Source organism: Rhizobium sp. P2_G2, from assembly GCF_056403555.1.
This window is the reverse complement of record NZ_JBFUFF010000001.1, coordinates 316,404-335,327: the sequence shown is the minus strand read 5'-3', so window position 1 is coordinate 335,327 and position 18,924 is coordinate 316,404. Positions and strand designations below refer to the sequence as shown.

17 protein-coding genes are annotated in these 18,924 nt (G+C 61.5%); 11 read left to right on the top strand and 6 right to left on the bottom strand.

From position 1 onward, the window contains the following. Window positions 1–61: 61 nt before the first annotated feature. The 4 genes from AC1D06_RS01535 to AC1D06_RS01520 all read right to left on the bottom strand — a co-directional run bounded on the left by AC1D06_RS01535 (window position 62) and on the right by AC1D06_RS01520 (window position 3,756). Window positions 62–622: a putative glycolipid-binding domain-containing protein gene (locus AC1D06_RS01535; RefSeq protein WP_477984479.1), complete on the bottom strand. Its 561-nt coding sequence runs from the start codon at window positions 620–622 to the stop codon at window positions 62–64. Window positions 623–807: 185 nt separating this feature from the next. Beyond that, the gene (locus AC1D06_RS01530; protein WP_477984477.1) at window positions 808–2,082 is read right to left on the bottom strand and encodes an ABC transporter substrate-binding protein; all 1,275 of its coding nucleotides are present in this window, start codon (window positions 2,080–2,082) and stop codon (window positions 808–810) included. A gap of 46 nt (window positions 2,083–2,128) precedes the next feature. Further along, entirely contained in the window at window positions 2,129–2,791 is a 663-nt protein-coding gene (locus tag AC1D06_RS01525) for an alpha/beta hydrolase (protein ID WP_477984475.1), read from the bottom strand. A gap of 8 nt (window positions 2,792–2,799) precedes the next feature. After that, window positions 2,800–3,756 (bottom strand): VOC family protein, encoded by a 957-nt coding sequence (locus AC1D06_RS01520; RefSeq protein WP_477984473.1) that lies wholly within the window; start codon window positions 3,754–3,756, stop codon window positions 2,800–2,802. 338 nt (window positions 3,757–4,094) lie between these two features. Here AC1D06_RS01520 and AC1D06_RS01515 point away from each other — a divergent pair, with 338 nt between their 5' ends. From AC1D06_RS01515 to AC1D06_RS01480, 8 genes are all read left to right on the top strand, one after another. After that, the gene (locus AC1D06_RS01515) at window positions 4,095–5,087 is read left to right on the top strand and encodes a LysR family transcriptional regulator (protein WP_477984471.1); all 993 of its coding nucleotides are present in this window, start codon (window positions 4,095–4,097) and stop codon (window positions 5,085–5,087) included. Window positions 5,088–5,743: 656 nt separating this feature from the next. Next, window positions 5,744–6,604, top strand: coding sequence for an SDR family NAD(P)-dependent oxidoreductase (locus AC1D06_RS01510; RefSeq protein WP_477878343.1), 861 nt, complete (start codon window positions 5,744–5,746; stop codon window positions 6,602–6,604). Between the two features lie 26 nt (window positions 6,605–6,630). Further along, window positions 6,631–7,935 (top strand): ABC transporter substrate-binding protein, encoded by a 1,305-nt coding sequence (locus AC1D06_RS01505; protein WP_477878344.1) that lies wholly within the window; start codon window positions 6,631–6,633, stop codon window positions 7,933–7,935. 19 nt (window positions 7,936–7,954) lie between these two features. Next, on the top strand, window positions 7,955–8,683 hold the full coding sequence (locus tag AC1D06_RS01500; RefSeq protein WP_477984469.1) for an ABC transporter ATP-binding protein: 729 nt from the start codon (window positions 7,955–7,957) through the stop codon (window positions 8,681–8,683). Further along, window positions 8,680–9,420 carry an ABC transporter ATP-binding protein gene (locus AC1D06_RS01495; protein ID WP_477878346.1) on the top strand — a complete coding sequence of 247 codons (741 nt, stop codon included), beginning with the start codon at window positions 8,680–8,682 and terminating at the stop codon, window positions 9,418–9,420. Before AC1D06_RS01500 ends, AC1D06_RS01495 begins: the two co-directional genes overlap by 4 nt. Beyond that, window positions 9,407–10,264: a branched-chain amino acid ABC transporter permease gene (locus AC1D06_RS01490; RefSeq protein WP_477984467.1), complete on the top strand. Its 858-nt coding sequence runs from the start codon at window positions 9,407–9,409 to the stop codon at window positions 10,262–10,264. The genes AC1D06_RS01495 and AC1D06_RS01490 overlap by 14 nt, the downstream gene beginning before the upstream one ends. Before the next feature lie 2 nt (window positions 10,265–10,266). Further along, entirely contained in the window at window positions 10,267–11,307 is a 1,041-nt protein-coding gene (locus tag AC1D06_RS01485) for a branched-chain amino acid ABC transporter permease (protein ID WP_477878348.1), read from the top strand. A gap of 9 nt (window positions 11,308–11,316) precedes the next feature. After that, a complete protein-coding gene (locus tag AC1D06_RS01480) occupies window positions 11,317–12,327 on the top strand; it encodes a zinc-dependent alcohol dehydrogenase (protein WP_477984465.1) in 1,011 nt (336 codons plus the stop codon). Between the two features lie 477 nt (window positions 12,328–12,804). Here the strand turns inward: AC1D06_RS01480 and AC1D06_RS01475 are convergent, their stop codons facing one another. Then, window positions 12,805–14,409 (bottom strand): XylR N-terminal domain-containing protein, encoded by a 1,605-nt coding sequence (locus AC1D06_RS01475; RefSeq protein ID WP_477984463.1) that lies wholly within the window; start codon window positions 14,407–14,409, stop codon window positions 12,805–12,807. A gap of 302 nt (window positions 14,410–14,711) precedes the next feature. Between AC1D06_RS01475 and AC1D06_RS01470 the strand changes: the two genes are divergently transcribed. From AC1D06_RS01470 to AC1D06_RS01460, 3 genes are all read left to right on the top strand, one after another. Next, complete coding sequence (locus AC1D06_RS01470; RefSeq protein WP_477984461.1) at window positions 14,712–15,494, top strand: alpha/beta fold hydrolase; 783 nt, start codon at window positions 14,712–14,714, stop codon at window positions 15,492–15,494. 95 nt (window positions 15,495–15,589) lie between these two features. Next, window positions 15,590–16,816, top strand: a complete 1,227-nt coding sequence (locus tag AC1D06_RS01465; RefSeq protein ID WP_477984459.1) for an acyl-CoA dehydrogenase family protein — start codon at window positions 15,590–15,592, stop codon at window positions 16,814–16,816. Next, window positions 16,813–17,430, top strand: coding sequence for a flavin reductase family protein (locus AC1D06_RS01460; protein ID WP_477984457.1), 618 nt, complete (start codon window positions 16,813–16,815; stop codon window positions 17,428–17,430). The genes AC1D06_RS01465 and AC1D06_RS01460 overlap by 4 nt, the downstream gene beginning before the upstream one ends. 74 nt (window positions 17,431–17,504) lie before the next feature. Here the strand turns inward: AC1D06_RS01460 and AC1D06_RS01455 are convergent, their stop codons facing one another. Continuing rightward, window positions 17,505–18,920, bottom strand: a complete 1,416-nt coding sequence (locus AC1D06_RS01455; protein WP_477984455.1) for an FAD-binding oxidoreductase — start codon at window positions 18,918–18,920, stop codon at window positions 17,505–17,507. Window positions 18,921–18,924 lie beyond the last annotated feature (4 nt).

Genomic DNA, 18,924 nt, shown 5'->3' with positions numbered 1-18,924 from the left:
AGACCCGCTGATGCAGCGCGGGGTCGTGGTTTTCGTCGAAGCCAAGCACATATGCGTTCGGTCACGTTGCGGCGAGAACCCTGCGGAACGCGTCTGGATAGTCGAGCACAAGACCATGCCCATCGACTTCAAGTTCAGTGGTAAAGCCAGTCGAGAGGCCCTCATATCGGTAACGCCGATGTGGCATCAGGCAGGTGTAGCGTTGTTCGGCAGGTCGCGGCAGAAAATGCCCTTCGATCTGATCGGGCAGCGGCACATAAGCGACTGCAATATCCCGGCTTTCATGTTCCCCCAGCTTCAGCCTCTTTATGGGGAGCGTGTTCGTTGCCGGCGTGATCCCGATATCGACATCAACACAGCCGTCGAGTGCTGGTATTGGCTTGTTCCCGATGAGGTCATACCAACGTCCTTCGCCATCAGATTCGACGTGCAATCGAGGGCCATCGACATATCCGACACGAACCTCCCGCGTCCTGAAGGCAGCATCCGTGCGAACGAAGTAATGCCCTCCATGAGTTCCGGCGATCACTCCCTCAAGGGTCAGGCCGTTATCGTCCTGACGACAGACACAATGTTCAAGACCCTCATCGTTCCAATCGCGCCAACGAACGACAGCCTTCATCAAGGCCTCCATATGAGAACATTAAAAGAACACTATAAAGAGGCTGAATGTCTGTAAAGGGCTCTTCACGTCGACCGCCGCCATCCGAAGACAATTGACCGTCGCACTCTCTCGCAGCCTTAAACGATGTCCAGGCTGTTCCAGGAGCAATGATCCACGGAAAGTGTAATTATGACGCAGTAAGATTAGACCAGCGCCTCCATCTTGCCGGCTGCAGGAATATTCGGCGCCGTCTTGTTGTCGACGATCACCAGATCGAATTTGCCGTCGTCCTTGCGCCGCCATTGGCCGCCAACCAGCTGTGTCTTGGTGACGTTCTTGGCCGCGAAAGGCGGAACACCCTGACCATTCCAGACGATGTGGCCAACCATGGTCTGGACATCCGATTTCGCGATTGCCTCGGCGACGGCATCGGCATCGGTGACATCGTCGACCCGGCCCATGACATTGGTCGCCATTTCGAACAGCGAATGGATGAAGCCAATCGGCTGCGTCCAGGGCCTGCCGGTCTTGGCGGTGAAATCCGCCGCAAGCTCGGCGGCGGTCTGGCCGGTGAGCGACGACTTGAACGGATGCTGCGCCGACCACCAGACTTCCGAGGAGAGATTGTGGCCGGCAGGGCCAAGTGTCTCGACTGATTGCGGAAAGAGGATGGCTTTCGCCACCGTCACCGCCTTGGGATGCAGGCCCTGCTGTTTGGCCTGGTTCCAGAACGTGGTGAAATCCGGCGGAATGACGACACCGGTGATGATCTCGCAATTACCGCCCTTGAAGGCGTTGACCTGCGCGGTGAAATCGTCGGTCAGGTCCTGATAGCGGCCGGGATCGAGCAGATCGAAGCCCACGGCGCTGAGGCCGGGCTTGAGGCCGACCTTGGGATCACCCCAGGCGTTTCCATCGGCATCGTTGGGGAACAAGCCGCCAACCTTTTTGTTGCTGTCGAGCTGGCTCCACATATTGGTGAAGACGGCGATGACATCCTCCAGCCCCCAGAAATAGTGATAGGCGTATTTGAACGGTTTCCAGCTCGACGGATCGCCGGGATTGCTCTGCTGGCCGATAAACCAGGGCTGCCATGGCGCCTTTGTCGAGATGCAGGGCATTTCCTCGGCTTCGCAGGTGGTGGCGACCGGATTGGTGTTTTCCGGCGTCGAGGCGACCAGCATCAGGTTGATCTTGTCGGAGACGATCAGTTCCTTGGCGACTTCGGCGGCCCGGTTGGGGTTGGACTGGCTGTCCTTGACGACGATGTCGAAATTCTTGCCGGCATCGGTGGCGAGGAAGGCTTTGATATTATAGGCATCACTTTCCGCGAAGCCGGCGAGCGGGCCGGTCTGCGGGCTGACATAGCCGATCTTGATCTTGGCATTGCGGGCGATTGCCGGCGCGGCAAGCCCGCCGAACGACAGGGTGAGGCCGGTCGCGGCCATGGCCTTCATCAATTTTCTGCGCGTGATCATGTGTTCCTCCCTTTGTGATTTATGTGCGCGAAAGTTCAGGCCTGTGTCATGCCGCAAGCCTTTGGAATGGCGTCTGGCCCTTGCTCAGGTCCGACAATATGGCGCCGACCGCCGCCGCCTCCATGTCGGACACCTGGTGCTCCCGGCCGGGAAACAGCTCGCAGCGCAGTTTGGCCCGCGCCTTGCCGAGCGATTCCGATGCCGCGGCGAAAGCGGTCACGGGAATCCACGGATCCTCGTCCGAGCCGGTCAGATAGACGGGCATATTGTTGAGCTCGGCATGCGGCCGCTCATCGCTCGGCAGGCCGACACGGCAGCCGGTGAGGTTGACCATGGCGCCGTTCCAGGGGCCGAAGCGCATGGCATATTCCAGCGTCAGGCAGGCGCCCTGGCTGAAGCCGCCAATCAATACCGGCTTGTGGGCTCCGCCCGCCTGCCTGAATGTGGAGACGATCCCATGGATATAATCAAGTGACGCGCCGAGCTGCCGGCGCGTCACGTCGTTGAGCGGGTCGGTGGCGCGCGCCGCGTACCAGCTGTTGTTCTCCGCCCGCGGCAGGGCGAAGGCGACGCCGTCGGCGGCAAGCTTGTCGACGACTTGCGCGATCATGTCCTCCGGCGATTGCGTGCGGCCGTGGACAAAGACGCAGAGCACTTTGGCATCCGCCGGCCGCGCTCCGGCCTGCAAGGGTTCGAGATGGCTGCTCATGGTCGTGCTCAGAAATTCGCAGGCTCAAGGCCGGCCATCAGCTCTTCCTTGCGGTCCTGGAACCACGGCGGGAAAACCAGGGTCGTACCGATGGCGCCCACTGGTTCGTCCAGTGCCCAGCCGCCTTCGACCGACCAGGCGATCTCGAACAGCGCCCCGCCGGGCGAGCGCACATAGCAGGACTTGAAATAGTTGCGGTCCTTCTGGTCGGAGACATCGGTGAAGCCGAGGCCTTCGATATGCGCTTTGAGCTTGAGCTGGTTTTCTTCATTGCCGGTGTTGAGCGCCAGGTGATGGATCGTGCCGCCGGCGAGCGTCCAGGTGCCTTGCGGACCGGAGGCCTCGTGCAGAACCTCGACCATGCTCGACGGACCGCCCGGATTGGGCACAGAGAACATCAGCCCCTCGTCCGAGTCGGCTTCCTTCTTCATCCCCAAACCGACGGTGAGGAAATCGTCCATCGACGTGCGATCGAAGACGGCTATGGCTGCGCCATAAATGCCTTTGATGCCGTGGTCGGCCCCGATCCCCTGCGCGGCATTGGTGATCGGCTCGCGGCTGTCGGCAGGGCTTTCCACCAGTTCGTGATGGATGCCGCACGGATGGGTGAGCGCCACGCGCGTCAAGCCGAAGCGGCTGGTCTTCGTCGCCGAGATGCCCCTGCCGTTCAGGCGATCGACCCAGAATTCGGCAGCGCCGACGGGAATGGAAAGCTGGATGATCTTCGACTGGTTGGTGCCGCGCTTGCCAAAAATGCCCGGCTTGCGGAAGGGAAAGGTGGTGACGATGGTCGACGGGTCGCCATTCTTCGAGCCATAATAGAGATGATAGACGGGGATGACGCCGTCAAACAGCACGGTGCGTTTGACAGAATGCAGGCCAAGCGTCTTGGTGTAGAAATCATAGTCGTCCTGCGCGCTGTCAGTGCTCATTGTCAGATGGTGATAGCCGGATATCAATGACATTGTTGGTCTCCTCCAAGTGTAGTCGAGCGGACACGATGGCGATCCGCAGGCAAAGAATTTATGGCAGATGTGCTAAAGCGCCTCGCGATCCCCTGGATTCGCTCCTAGCGCTTTCGCTCTTTGTTTTTTCGCATGTCTTCGTCCCGAAACTAGTGACCACTTTCGGGAGACATGCGTTGAAAACGAGCCGACGAGATGGTTCTCCAAAGATGCAGACAGGAATGCTGCATCCCAACGCGGCCGCGGATCTGTTGCAACTCCTCCCAAAGCAGATCGACTATACAGGCCATGCGCCGCCTTGTTGATAAAATTGCTCATACTCGGTATAGCGATTTGTTATGAAGATCGACGAGCGGCATCTTGTCCAACTGGCGGCGGTGGTTGAAACGGGCGGCGTCACCGAAGGGGCGGCGATGCTGGGGATGAGTCAGCCCGCTGTTTCGCGCACGCTCTCGATGCTGGAACACCGGATCGGCGAACCGCTCTTCGTTCCCGGCAAGCGGCCGCTGCAAGCCACGCCGCTCGGCCAGCAACTCGCGATCCAGGGGCGCTCCATTCTGGCCGCCTCCCGCAAGGCGGTGGAGATCGTGCGCAGCTACCAGTCCGGCGCTTCGGGGCGGGTCAAGGTCGGCGGCGTGCCCTTCTTCATGGACGCGGTGATTTCGAACATGGTCGCTTCGTTCCAGGTCCGCGAGCGCGACATCATGGTCGAACAATCCTATGGCAACATGCCGGATCTGCTGAACGAGCTCGATTCAAGCCAGATCGACATGGCGATCACGCCGATCGGAAGCGCCGACCTGAAGCCGGATTTCGAATTCCAGCCAATCCTTCCGGGACGCAACGTGCTCACCTGTGGCGTTGGCCACCCGCTGCTCCGTAAGCGTAGACTGACGATCGACGATATTGTCAAATATCCATGGGTGGCACCGCTGCCGGGTTCGCCTTTGGTGCTCGATCTGCACAATATCCTGATCACGCTCGGCATAAGCGAATTGTCGATCCGCTACTCCGGAGGCTCCCTGCTCTCGGTCATCAACTACATTGCCGCGACGGATGCGCTGGCGATCCTGCCGCATTCCGTCGTCTTCTCCTTTCGCAAGGAGAACAAGATATCCATCGTACCCGTCGACATCCCGCAGCCGGAACGCACGCTCGGTATCATCACCAAGCGCAAGACCTACCCCAATCCCGCCTGCCGCAAGCTCCAGGAGCACATCGCCAGCGAGTTCATGGACTTGAGAAAGGTGATCGAACGTCATGAGAAATCGATCGTCTGGGGCCAGGGGCCGTTCCTGCCCGAACGGGAACGCAGCGGTAGCGCGGAGTGAGCGCTCGGTCGTTTCGACTTCATCTGCACGGGGAATTCATCGTCGGAATGAGTCAGTTCAGCGGGATCGGCTGGCCATCGTGCGCTGATCGCAGCTTCTTTGATTGACGATCCACCAGGCTTGATGATTTCAGCAACTCGATTTGATGAATTCATAAAAACGTCATTGCTGGTCGCTTAGCGCGACTCTCGGTGTATTTTTAAAAAACATAAATTTATCAGTCCCTTATTGCAGTCTGGCGAATGAAGAGCATAGGTCCATAAAAACAATTTGACGGCATTTCCGGCCTGTCTCTAAGTTGCTCAAGGTTTCGATCCGGAATGACTTGGGAGGTGAATTCCACGAACGAACCGATGGTCCACCCCAAAGGGATTGGTATTGGTGGTTTGCGACATCGCACACGGGATGATCGACAAAGGACAAGGCGGCTGCCTTGGCAATAAACGGGCGAAGGTCTTTTTGCCTGTCTGTCAATCAACCTTCTCTGCGCACGATTTTGTAGCATTTTTGTCGACTTAACAGATCCTGAGCGGGCTCCGATCTCAGTTCCGGCTCAAAGGGGAATCTGTTGCCTTTCGGCAGCGGACCACACGGATTTCTATCGGATTGCGCATAGCCGAGCTGGCCATGCGAGATGAAATTACATGGGAGAAAGCATGTCGCCTCAGGAAATGTTCGACGTCACGGGCAAATCGATTATCGTCACCGGCGGCGCAAGCGGGCTGGGCCGTGCCTATGCCGAGGTGATGGCTGAAAACGGGGCCAGGGTCTGCATCTTCGATCTAAACCAGCAGGGCATTGATCAAACCGTGGCAGCCCTGGGCAAAGGTAACGCCGAGGTCTGGGGCCAGCAGGTCGATGTCACGGATCGCAAACGCATGGCTGACGCCTTCGACGCCGTGGCCGAAAAGCACGGCAGGATCGACGTGGTGTTTGCCAATGCGGGCATCGACGCCGGTCCCGGCTTTCTCACCCCCGAGGGCGAGCGCAATCCCGAGGGAGAAATCGACAATCTCGACGACGACCATTGGGACAAGGTCATCGCCACCAACCTGACCAGCGTCTTCAACACCGTCAAGCTTGCCGCCAGGCACATGAAGCGCACCGGCGGCGGCAAGATCATCGCGACCTCGTCGATTGCGGCAATCTACAATGACGGCATTATCGGAACGCCCTATCTGCCCGCCAAGGCCGGCGTCGCCCATTTCGTCCGCCAGGCCGCGATGGAACTCGGCCGTTACAACATCCTGGTCAACGCCATCGCGCCCGGCCCATTCATCACCAACATAGCCGGCGGGCGCATGCGATTTGCCGAAGATCGCAAGGCATTCGACATGTGGTCGCCGCTTGGGCGGGTGGCCGAGACATCCGAGATCAAGGGGCTCGCACTCTATCTCGCCTCACCGGCTTCATCCTACGTCACCGGCTCGCACATCGTCATCGACGGCGGACTGTCTCTGCGTCCGGCGGAGGACGCAATACGTTTCATACCGCCGTCGCGGGAGGCGACGGCGTAACAAGTACAATCGGGAGGAGGAACCCAATGCGCATTATCAACACATCCGACATCCTACGGGGTGCCGCATCGCGCCGCACCGTGCTGAAAAGCATCGGCGCCGGCGCCGCCACGCTGGCAATGCCCAGCATCCTGCGGGCTGAGACGGCCGAGACAATTAAGGTCGGCTATGTGAGCCCGATGACCGGACCACTCGCACCGTTCGGCGAAGCCGACGGGTACACCGTCGAAAAGATCAAGGCACTGCTGGCCGGCGGCATCACTAACAACGGCAAGAAATACAATATCGACATCATCGTCCAGGACGCTCAATCCAATCCCAACAAAGCGGCCGAACTGGCGGGCAACCTGATCCTCAACGACGAAGTGAATCTCATCGTTCCGGCCTCGACGACGGATGTCAACAACAACGTCGCCGACCAGGCCGAACTCTATGGCTGCCCCTCCATTTCCGCCGGCTCTCCCTGGCAGGCCTTCATCATGCCGCGCGGCGGCGCCGACAAGGCCTTCGAATGGAACTACCATTTCTTCTGGGGCCTGGAAGACGTGCTCGCCACCTATGTCGGCCTGTGGAAATCGGTCGAAACCAACAAGAAGGTCGGCATGCTCTTCCCGCAGAATGCCGACGGCGAGACCTGGGGCAATCGCGACTACGGCCTGCCGCCGACCGTCGAAAAAGCCGGTTTCCAGACCGTGATCCCCAGCATGTTCCAGCCGCGCACCAATGACTTCTCGGCCCAGATCGCCGAGTACAAGGCACAGGGCTGCGACATTATCGGCGGCATCGCCTATCCGTCCGACCTCAAGACCTTCATTACCCAGTGCAGCCAGCAGAACTACAAGCCCAAAGTGGTCACCGTGGCCGCCGCCCTGCTCTTCCCTTCGGGCATCGAATCCATGGGCGCGCTGGGCAACGGCATGTCGACCGAAGTCTGGTGGACACCGGCTTTCCCCTACAAGTCGTCGCTGACCGGCCAGACCAGCGCAGACATTGCGCAAATCTGGGAAAAGGACGTCGGCAAGGAATGGATCCAGCCGCTCGGCTATGCGCATGCGATCTGGGAGGTGGTAGCCGACATCCTCAAGCGCTCCGCCGATCCGCGCGACCGCACCGCCAACCGCGACGCCGCCAAGTCCATCAATCTCGATACACTCGTTGGCAAGATCCAGTTCACCGGCAAGCCGCATCCGAACATCTGCAAGACGCCGATCTTTGGCGGCCAATGGGTCAAGGGCGCAAAATATCCCTATGATCTGAAGATCGTCGACAACGCGCTCTATCCGGACGTGCTGAAGCCGGAGCAGAAAATGGAGCTGATCAGCGGGACCTGATGGGAGAAGCAGCATCCGCATGAATGACCAAGTGCTTTTGCAGGCAGAGGGTCTTTGCAAATCCTTCGGAGCCATCCGCGTTATCCACGAGGTTGGCTTCGAGGTTCGCGCCAATGAGGTCCTGGGCGTTCTGGGACCGAATGGCGCAGGCAAGACCACACTTTTCAATCTTATCAGCGGCGACCTGAGGCTCGACGCCGGGGAACTCCTGTTCTCCGGCGCCGTGCTGCAACACGAGCCGCCCTACAGGCGCTGCCAACGCGGCATCGGCCGGACCTACCAGATCCCCAAGCCCTATGGCGCCATGACCACATTCGAAAACCTGCTGGTCGCGGCGATGTTCGGCGCCTCACGCTCCGAACGGGATGCCTATGATCACTGCGCGGCGATCCTCGACGATTGCGGGCTCGGTGATAAAGCCAATGTGCCTGCGGGATCGCTGACGCTCCTCAATCGCAAGCGGCTGGAAATGGCCCGTGCGCTGGCCACCAACCCAAAACTCCTGCTGCTCGACGAGATTGCCGGCGGGCTGACGGAACATGAATCCGGCGAACTGGTAAAGCTCGTTAAACGCGTCCGCGAGCGCAATGTGACTGTTATCTGGATCGAGCACGTGTTGCACGCCGTCATGGCCGCCGCCGACCGGATGATCGTGCTGAACTTCGGTGAGAAGATTGCCGAGGGTGCCCCGCAGGAGGTCATAGCCGACCCGAATGTCCGCCGCGTCTATATGGGGATTGAAGCATGACGGAGGCCAAACCCATCCTGTCTACGCATGGATTGATCGCCGGATACGGCGATTTCCAGGCTTTGTTCTCCGTCGACATCGACATCGCGCCGGGCGAGACGGTGGCGCTGATCGGCGCCAACGGCGCCGGCAAATCCACCTTCCTGCGCTCGATCATGGGGCTCCAGCCGACGGCAAGGGAGATGATCCGCCACAATGGCGAGCCGGTCGGCGGCTCCAAGCCGCATGTCATGGTCAAGCGGGGTTTCGCCATGGTGCCGGAAGGTCGGCGGCTGTTTGCCGGCATGAGCGTCGAGGATAATCTCAAAGTGGCGATCGATCACGCCCGCGCCGCCGGCGTCGATGCTACAAGATGGACGCTGGACCGGGTTTACCAGCTTTTCCCGGCCTTGCCGGCGATGCGCAGGAAAGCGGTGGAAAAAATGTCCGGCGGCCAGCAGCAGATGGTGGCGATCGGCCGCGCGCTGCTTGCCCAACCGTGCGTTCTGCTCTGCGATGAGATTTCCCTGGGGCTGGCGCCAAAGGTGATCGGCGAGATCTACGAGGCGCTACCTTCGATCACCAGGGCCGGCACCGCCATCATCCTCGTCGAGCAGGACGTGGAGCGGGCACGGGCCGCATCGGACCGGCTCTACTGCATGCTCGAAGGCCGTATCACCCTCTCCGGCAAATCTGCCGACATCAATCGCGACAGTATCGCGCGCGCATATTTCGGAGCCGGCCATGCAATGGGTTGACGCACTCATCCAGGGGATACTGCTCGGCGGCATGTATGCCCAATATGCGCTCGGCATGGCGCTGATGTTCGGCGTCATGCGGATCGTCAACATCGCCCATGGCGACCTCGTCATCCTGATGGCGCTGATCGGCATTTCGCTCGCGGCCCTGTTCGGTTTCGGGCCTTTCACGCTGATCCTGATGCTGGTGCCGCTTGCCGCGGCTGTCGGCTGGCTGCTGCAGCGGCTGATCCTCAACAAGGTCGTGGGCGACGATCCGCTGCCGTCGCTGATCGCCACTTTCGGCCTGTCCATCGCCCTGCAGAACCTGATGCTGCAAATCTGGTCCGCCGATACGCGGTCGCTGCCCGGCGGCGGCATCGAGGCGGCCTCGGTGAATATCGGCGGCGTCTATCTCGGCGTCCTGCCGATCCTGGCACTGGTCCTGGCCGTCGCGCTCACCGGCGGTCTCGACGGCCTGCTGCGCTATAGCCGCTTTGGAAGGGCGCTGCGCGCCGCCTCGGCCGACACGGAAGCCGCCGCCATGACCGGCGTCAACCCGCGCACCGTCTACGCCGCAGCGACGGCGATCGCGGTGGGTATCCTGGGCCTCGCCGGTGTGTTTCAGTCGCTGCGCTCGACCGTGTCGCCTGCGGACGGATCGGCGCAGCTGATCTACGCCTTCGAGGCGGTGATCATCGGCGGCATGGGTTCGATCTGGGGCGCCTTTCTCGGCTCGATGGTGCTGGGCATCTCGCAAGCGATCGGCTTTCGCGCCGATCCCGGCTGGGGCATCCTCGCCGGCCATGTCGTCTTCCTGCTCGTGCTCGCCACAAGGCCGCAAGGCCTACTTTCCAAGAGGTAGAAATGAGCGAGGCAACCGTTTCCGCCGCCCTTTCCGAAACCATTTCGTCCGCGCCGTCCAAAGTCCGGATCGAGCGGCAGACGCTGTCGAGCCGCATCGCCCAGACCATCGCCGTCATGGCGCTGATCTCCGTATTCGCCATGCCGTGGTGGGCGGGTTCCGGCACCATCCGCCAAGTCGTCGAGCTCTCCTGCTACATCGCCGTCGCGCAGATGTGGAACCTGCTCGCCGGCTACGCGGGCCTGGTCTCGGTCGGCCAGCAGGCCTTCATGGGTGTCGCCGGCTACACGCTGTTCGTGCTGGCGCTGAATTTCGGCATCAATCCGTTTGCGGCCGTGGCGCTTTGCCTGGCGGTGCCGGCCGCGCTCGCCGTGCCGGCCTATGGCCTGCTGCATCGGCTCGATGGCCCCTATTTTGCCATCGGCACCTGGGTGATCGCCGAAGTCTTCCGGCTGTTCACCTCCAATCTCGGCTATGTCAATGCCGGGGCCGGCCTGACGCTCCGGGTCATGGCGAAGTACAGCCTGCACCACCGCGAAATCGCCATGATGACGTTGTGCGGCCTCATGCTGCTTATCACCGTCGGCGGCACCTACTGGCTGCTACGTTCGCGCCATGGACTAGCCCTGACCGCCATGCGGGACAATCCGGTCGCGGCGGAAAGCCAGGGGGTCAATGTCAAGCGGCTCAGGTTTCTGATCTACATCGCTGCGGCGATCGGATGCGGCCTGGCAGGCGCGATCTATTCGATGTCACAGCTGCGCATCACCCCGCCCTCGGCCTACGATCCGAATTGGGCGTCCATCAGCATTTTCATCGTCATGGTCGGCGGCATTGGCTCGATTGAAGGACCGATCATCGGCGCGCTGATCTATTTTGTCGCCGATCGCTTCTTCAGCCAATATGGGGCAACCTATATGGTCGTACTCGGTGTGCTGACCCTGCTGGTGGCGCTCTATGTCCGCGGCGGGCTGTGGGGCGTGTTTTCCCGGCATGTCGACGCACCGTGGTTCCCCACGGGTCGCAAGCTTTTGAGATCATAGGAGAAGATCATGCTGGCCGCCCTGTTCGACAAGATCGGCGAACCGCTTCGCATCGCCGATGCCGAGGACCCAAAACCGAAGCGCGACAGTCTGCTGATCAAAGTCTGCCGCTGCGGCATCTGCGGCAGCGACCTGCACATGACCGAGGATCCGGTCTTCGGCGTACGCGCCGGCGATATCCTTGGCCACGAATTCTCGGGCGAGGTGATCGAGGTTGGATCGGACGCCGGCGGCTTCAAAGTGGGCGACCATGTATCGGTGGCGCCGAACAGCGGCTGCGGCCACTGCATGAGCTGCCTTGCCGGCGATCCCGCCTGGTGCTCTGAGATGGTGCTGATCGGCGGCGGCTATGCGCAATATACTGCCGTTACCGGCCGCCAGTGCCGCAAGCTTCCGGTCGGGATCAGCGCCGCCGATGGCGCTCTGGCCGAGCCGTTGTCGGTGGCGCTGCACGGCCTGATGCAGGCAAAGATGCAGCAGGGCGACAAAGTGCTGATCGTCGGCGCCGGCGCGATCGGGCTTGCCGTCGCCTTCTGGGCCCGGCGGCTGGGTGCGGGCCGTGTAGCGGTAACCGACCTGCACTGCTTTCAAGAGCAACGAGCAATGGAACTCGGCGCCAGCGCCTTCGTCGCCTCGGATGCCGAGCTTCAGCCGAACATCGAAACAGCGCTCGGTGGCCAGCCTGACATCGTCTTCGAATGCGTCGGCAAGCCGGGCCTGATCGATCATTGCATCGGCCTCGTCCGGCCGAGAGGCAAAGTCGTCGTGCTCGGCCTCTGCACACCGCGCGACCATCTCGACAGTTTCCGAGCGATCTCCAAGGAGGTCACGATCATCATGTCGGTTTTCTTCAACATGCATGAGTTCCAGACAGCCATCGATGCGCTCGATGCCGGTCGCTACGCGCCGCAACACCTGATATCGGAAACCGTGCGGCTCGCCGACATGCCCAGTGCCTTCGAAGCGCTTCGACGGCGGACGACGCAGTGCAAGGTCCTGATCGATCCGTTTGGCTCGTGATCCTAGAAATTGCGACCTAAGTCAAAGTCGGCCAACAGTCCGAAAGTGCGATCCAGACCGGCTAGATAAGCGTCTGCTTGATAGCGCCCAAACATGTCTTCGGAATCGGCGTGGATTTCGAGTAGATGACGCTCGGCCAAACGAGAAAGGCGATATTCACCCATTACGCGGGATGCGAGCGTGAGCGCGGGCAAGAATATCGGTCATCGTTGCATTACTCGGCGTCGTCGCATCCAGATGCGTCAGGCAAGCTCGGAACCGAAGCAACTGCTCGTCTCGCGGCAAGGCAGCCCATGCCGCAAGCTCGGCCTCGGTCGGAGTGGCCGATGGCATAATATCTGTGGGTAGGTCCGAAGCAACTGTCATGCTGGCAGTGTGGCATAAGCTGTGAAAACTGCCACCTCTTCCCTTGTCCCCTGTTCGATCCTTGTCGGAGGCGGGATTGAACCCTAGCGCCAATTCCGCGAGATCGCCGACCTAGCCGGCGTCTTTGGCATTGACGCGATAGGCGAGCTGTGGCCGCGTCAGGCCGAGAAGCCGAGCGGCGGCCGAGAGATTGCCGCCGGCGCGTTTGAGTGCGGACTCATAGGCGGCCTTTTCGAGCGTCGAGATTGAAAATCCACCGTTCTCGATCGCCCGATCCAGCACGCCCTCCAGGCCGTGACCGGCGTCGCCGACCGCTGTGGCGCGATCGCAGAATCGGTCGAGCTGTGCTTCGATTTCCTCGGCGAGAACCGGTCCGCTGTGGGGACGAGCAGCCAGCACGGCTGCAAGCACATTGCGCATCTGCCGGAGGTTGCCGGACCAGGCCGTGCGTTCGATCAGTTCGGCAGCTCCAGGGTCAAGCCCGGGTGCGTTTATGCCGATCTTGCAGGACAAGATGGCCATCATCTCGCGCGCCAGGGACAGGCGATCGCTCTTCCGTTCCGCCAGCGTGGGCATGCGAACCATGACCGTCGCGAGGATGGAACGCAATTCGGGAGACAGTCCGGATGCGTCCAGCGGTCCGTCATGATCGAGCAGGGCGATCAGGCGCGGCCCGCTGCCGAACAGGCCCTCCTCGATGGCGCGCGTCAGATGCGGTTGAAGCGCTACGGGCGTGGTCTCGATCGCGTCGATCAGGATCGTCTCGGCGGCCTGGTTCTGTCGCCCGGTCTTGCCGCGCCGGGCGATTTCGCTGCAGACGGCCGGGTCGACATCTGCTCCGTAGACACGGTGCAATTCAGCCTTCGGACCCGACCCGACCCTATGCAGATAATGCGCTGCGCAGCCTCGCCCACAGCCGGCGGCCCCGGTGATGAGGACTGGCAGCGACATCGGCGCCAGCCTGTCCAATTCCTGCCGCACCGGCGCGAGGACAAGGCGGTCGAATTCCGATAGCTGCCCGACGCCGGCTTTGGCCGCCGCCTTGCGCGGGCCATCCGAGAAGGCCTCGTCGCGCGACCCGATCACGCGCTCGCGGAACATGATCACCTCCGGGTCGGTCGCACCCCAGGCATCGGCCGGTTTGCCGATGACGCGGCAATGCGCGTGCCCTTGCGCTGCGCATTCGACCTCCTTGTAGACGATCAAGGTGTCGAAGAACGTGCTTGCATAGCCCGAAGCATAACCGAGCTGTGTCCAGCAGACCGGCTCGGCTGAATGAGTTGCCTGACGGAAGGGTGCGGCCTCGGCGCTATCATGCCAAAGGAATTCGGCTGAGAACCGCTTCTTGCGGAAGTCATAGGCATTGAACACGGTCTCGACGCGCACCGTGCCGCTGAACGTGTGAAGCCGCGTGCCGGCCGTAAAGGCATCGCCGATATCGAGATTGGGCCAGCTCGTCTGCACGAATCGGGCATCCGCCTGCCCGGCCAGAAATCCCAGGCGGATCAGGAAGGCGCGAGCGTCTGCGGGACCGAGCATACGGATCATTTCACGCCGAAGCTCGACGTTGAACGTGGTGCGCTGCATGGTGATACGATCGCCGTTCAGCCGGATCGTCCCATCGGCCGGATTGAAGAACAGGCTGGACAAGAGTTCACGGACGGTGGGTCTTCCGCCGCGGTCGAGGACCTTGGACAGTTCTACCGGCATTCTCATTGCATTCCTCCCAGCGGCGTGGTCGGCCGCACCAGCATAGATTTTCCAGTGTTAATGAAATCGTCAAGCTCGATTTTATGATTTTATCAAATAAGCATCCAGCCTCGTTGACGTTCGATGCGTGATCGAGAAATAAATGTAATTATCCCAATCTCTTAGGTTCATTTTGACGCGTGGACCATGCGGACCAGCCAGACGATTTGACAGCGTCAGACCTTTGCCTGTCTTAATCTCTCCAGAAGATGCCTCTTGGGAGAAGCGGCATAGCTCATTGCCAACGCACCATGTTCTGGGAGGAAATGATGGATTTTGAGACGCGGGCTCTCGACATCGATGGCGTCCACACTGTCGTGAAAGCCATCGGCAGCGGACCCGCTGTTCTGGCCTTGCACGGAGCCGCCACGCTCGAGGGCCATGCCTGGGCGCGCGGGTTGGCGGACCGGTTTCGCGTTTATCTGCCGTTCCATCCAGGCTTCGGAGAAAGCGCCGAGGCGCCGCACATCGCCGGCATGCAGGATCTGGTCGTGCATAACCTCCGTCTGGTCGAGGCGCTCAGCCTCGATCGACCGCATCTGCTCGGGCACTCCATGGGCGGATGGATGGCCGCCGAGATCGCGGCCGTCGCCGGCGAGCGGTTTTCGAAGCTGGTGCTCAATGCGCCGGCGGGGTTGAACCATCCCGACCATCCCGCCACCGACCTCGCCGCGATCGGACCTGAAGCGCTTCCGGGCTACCTGGCCCACAATGTCGATGTTGCCTTGCGCTATTTCCCGGGCGGGGCCGAGTGCCCGCCGCTCGAGGACTTCCTGGCTGCGCGCAACAAGGAGGGAATTGCGCTCGGCAATATCCTCAAAGTCCACGGCATGGGTCATCCCAGTCTCGGCCGCTGGCTGAGCCGGATCCCGAACGAAACGCTGGTGGTCTGGGGCGACAAGGACCGGCTGCTCCCTGCCTCGCAGGCGCCGATCTGGGTCGAACGCATTGCCAATGCGAAACTGCTGATCAGGCCGAGCGTGGGCCATTTTGCCATGCAGGAGGACCCCGACACGGTCACGGCAATCGCCGATTTTCTGGCAGGGGCATGATCTGACGAACCGCGCGGCATTGCCCGCGCATGCGAAATCTTGCCGCACCGACCGGGAGGGTCGTGCGCGGACAGCACAATGCGAAGGAGGAAAACATGAATGCACCATTGAAGCATGACATGAGTTATTGGGGCACGAAGACAGATTTTGCCGCCTTGATGGAGCACGTGCGCCAGATCGGTCCGGTCCTCGACCAGCAGTCAGGTGAAAACGAGTTGCTTGGCCGGCTCAACGAAACGACATTCGAAGCCCTCAAGCCACTCAAAATGTCGCATATATTTGCCGGCGAACAGATCGGCGGCGCGCAGCTGTCGCCGACGCAAGGCCTGCAGCTGATCGAGGCGATCACCTACCATAGCGGCGCCGCTGGCTGGGTTTCGATGGTGCATGCCTGTATTGGCGCCATGTCGGCGGCCTTCCTGCCCGATACCGCGGTCGCACGCCTGTTCGGCTCGGGGGTCGACAACCGGTTTTCCGGCCAGGGTACGCCGACCGGCATGCTGAAGAAAGTTGACGGCGGCTACCGGCTAAACGGCAAATGGTCTTACGCCAGCGGCATTCACCATGCCACCTTCACCCATACGGCCGCTTTGCTCGATGACGGAACCGGCCAGCCCGCCAAGGATGAGAACGGCAATGTGGTCGTGCTCTGCGCCCATGCGCCGGTGGGAGACCACGATCTGCTCGGCAACTGGGATGTGCTTGGCCTGCAGGCCACCGGCAGCATCGACTATAGCGCCAAGGACGTCTTCATCCCCGACGACATGGTGTTTCCCATCCTCACGGCTGAGCCGCAGCGCCAGAAGGAATTCTTCAGCCTCGGCGTCGTCGGTCTGGCCGCGATCGGGCATTCGGGCTGGGCGATCGGCGCGTCGCGGCGCATGCTGGATGAAGTGGCGAAATACGCCCTGACCAAGACCGGCCGGGCCGGCTTGCTCGGCGAGAGCGACAAATTCTGGTTCGACTATGGACAGGCAGAGGCGCGAGTGCGGGCGGCGCGCGCCTTCCTGTTCGAGATCTGGCGTGAGGTGGAGGCCTCGATCGAAGCCGGCAATCGTGTCTCGACCCGGCAGATCAGCGTGATTCACCTTGCCAAATCCCAAGTGCACGAGGCGGGTGTCGACGCCTGCCAATTCGTCTACCGTGCCGCCGGCGGCGCCTCGTTGCGCCGCGGCGTGATGCAGCGCGTCTATCGCGAAATGCTCACAGCCGCCAACCACTTCACCATCAATCCGAACATCGTCGCCGCCGCAGGCCGCGAACTGGCCGGATTGTGGAGCGATCGCGCCTGGCAATTCTACGACCTCGTGGAAAAGAAATGACACTCCGCGGCAAAGACCAGGGTCACGCTTTGCAGGGCTCCAGGGACGTCGGCACCACAGACGCGACGGCGAGGGTAATGGAAGCCTTCCTGGCGGCCTTCCGTCACCACCCGTCGGGCGTCGCGATCATCACCGCCGACCCCGGAGACGGGCCGGTCGCACTGACGGTGAGCTCGCTCATCTCCGTCAGTGTTTCGCCGCCGACGGTGGCTTTCTCGCTGTCCGATGCATCGTCGAGCGCGCGTTCGGTGAAGCGAGCCGAAACGATCGTGGTGCATTTCGTCCGGCGCGCCGACATGCAACTGGCGCGCCTCTGCGCCACGAGCGGTAAGGATCGGTTCGGTGCAGATGTGCAATGGAGCCGGCTCGAAACAGGCGAACCTTATTATCCGCAGGTCGATCTCTGGTTTCGGGCCGCGATCCGTGACCAGCTGGTCGCGCCGGGCGCCCGCCTGGTGACTGCCGAGTTGCTGTCGATTCCGGAACTCGTCCCCGAGACACGCCTCGATGACGCGCTCGTCTATGCCAATCGAAACTGGCATGGCTTGCATGCGATCGCGGATACGGTCCGAACGCCGCTGTTTCTCTGGCCCGACGATTCCGCGACGTTCTGATCATAGCCAGTCGGTGCCGACCCGAAAGACCGGGTATATTTCCGCCGGGAAAGGCTCTGAGCATTCCGTTCCTATCAGGGAAGCATTTTTCCGGGGTTCATCAAACCCTGCGGATCGACTGCGCTCTTGATCGCCCGCATCAGAGCAAGGCCGGCTTCGCCATGCTCGGCAAGCATGTATTTCCGGTTCGATTGACCGATCCCGTGCTCGCCGCTGAACGTGCCTTCCATGGCAATCGCCCGTTTCACCATGCGATCCATGACCTCGACGGCGCGCTGTCTCTCAGCGTCATCACTGCGATCGACAAGCAGCAGTGCGTGGAAATTGCCGTCGCCGACGTGACCGACGATCGGCCCGAGCAGGCCCGCCGCGTCGATATCGGCCTTGGTTTCGACGATGCATTCGGCCAGGCGGGAAATGGGGACGCAGATATCGGTGGGAATGCCCTTGGCTCCAGGGCGCAGGCTGGAGGCGGCCCAGAATGTGTCATGCCGCGCCTTCCACAGCCGATTACGCTCCTCGGCCTTTGTCGCCCAGGCCTGGCGGGCGCCGCCGAAACCCTCGGCGATGGCCGAAAACTGCGCGATCTGCTCCGCGACCGCCGCCGGCCCGCCGTGGAATTCGAGAAACAGGACCGGCGTCTCCGGCAGATCGAGGTGGGAATAGGCATTGCATGCTTTGACCTGGACCTCGTCCAGCAGTTCGATACGCGCCATCGGGATGCCGGACTGGATGGTCGCGATCACCGCATTGCACGCAGCCGCCACGTCAGGGAAAGCGCAATAGCCGCTGCTGATCTGTTCGGGTATGCCGTGCAGCCTCAACGTGACTTCGGTGACGATGCCGAGCGTACCCTCTGCGCCGACGAACAGTCGCGTCAGGTCATAGCCGGACGCGGACTTGCGGGCGCGGCTGCCGGTGTGAACGATCTCGCCGTTCGGCAGCACAACGGTCAGCGCCAACGTGTTGGTGAGCATGGTGCCGTAGCGAACCGCGTTCGTGCCCGAGGCGCGAGTGCTTGCCATGCCGCCGAGCGACGCATTGGCACCCGGATCGATCGGAAAGAACAGGCCCTGGTCGCGGAGATAGGCATTGAGCTCCTCGCGCGTAACGCCTGCTTCGACCGTGCAATCGAGGTCTTCGGCCCGCACGGACAGAATGGATTTCATGCCGCTGGTGTCGATGGAAATCCCGCCAGAGGGCGCGTTCACATGCCCTTCGAAGGAGGTTCCGGTCCCGAACGGGATCATCGGCACGCCACTGGTCGCACAGGCGCGGACGATGGCCGCGACCTCATCGGTCGATTGCGGAAAGACCACGGCATCGGGCGGTTCGGGCGCCACTTCGGAAAGCGTGTTGGCGTGCTGGGCGCAAATCGCCTGGTTTTGCGTCAGGCGATCGCCAAGCAGCGGACGCAGGATTGCCAGTGCATCTTCCAGAGCGCTTTGGGCAACGCGCGGCCTTGTGCCTGAATTTTCGACCTGCTGCATGATG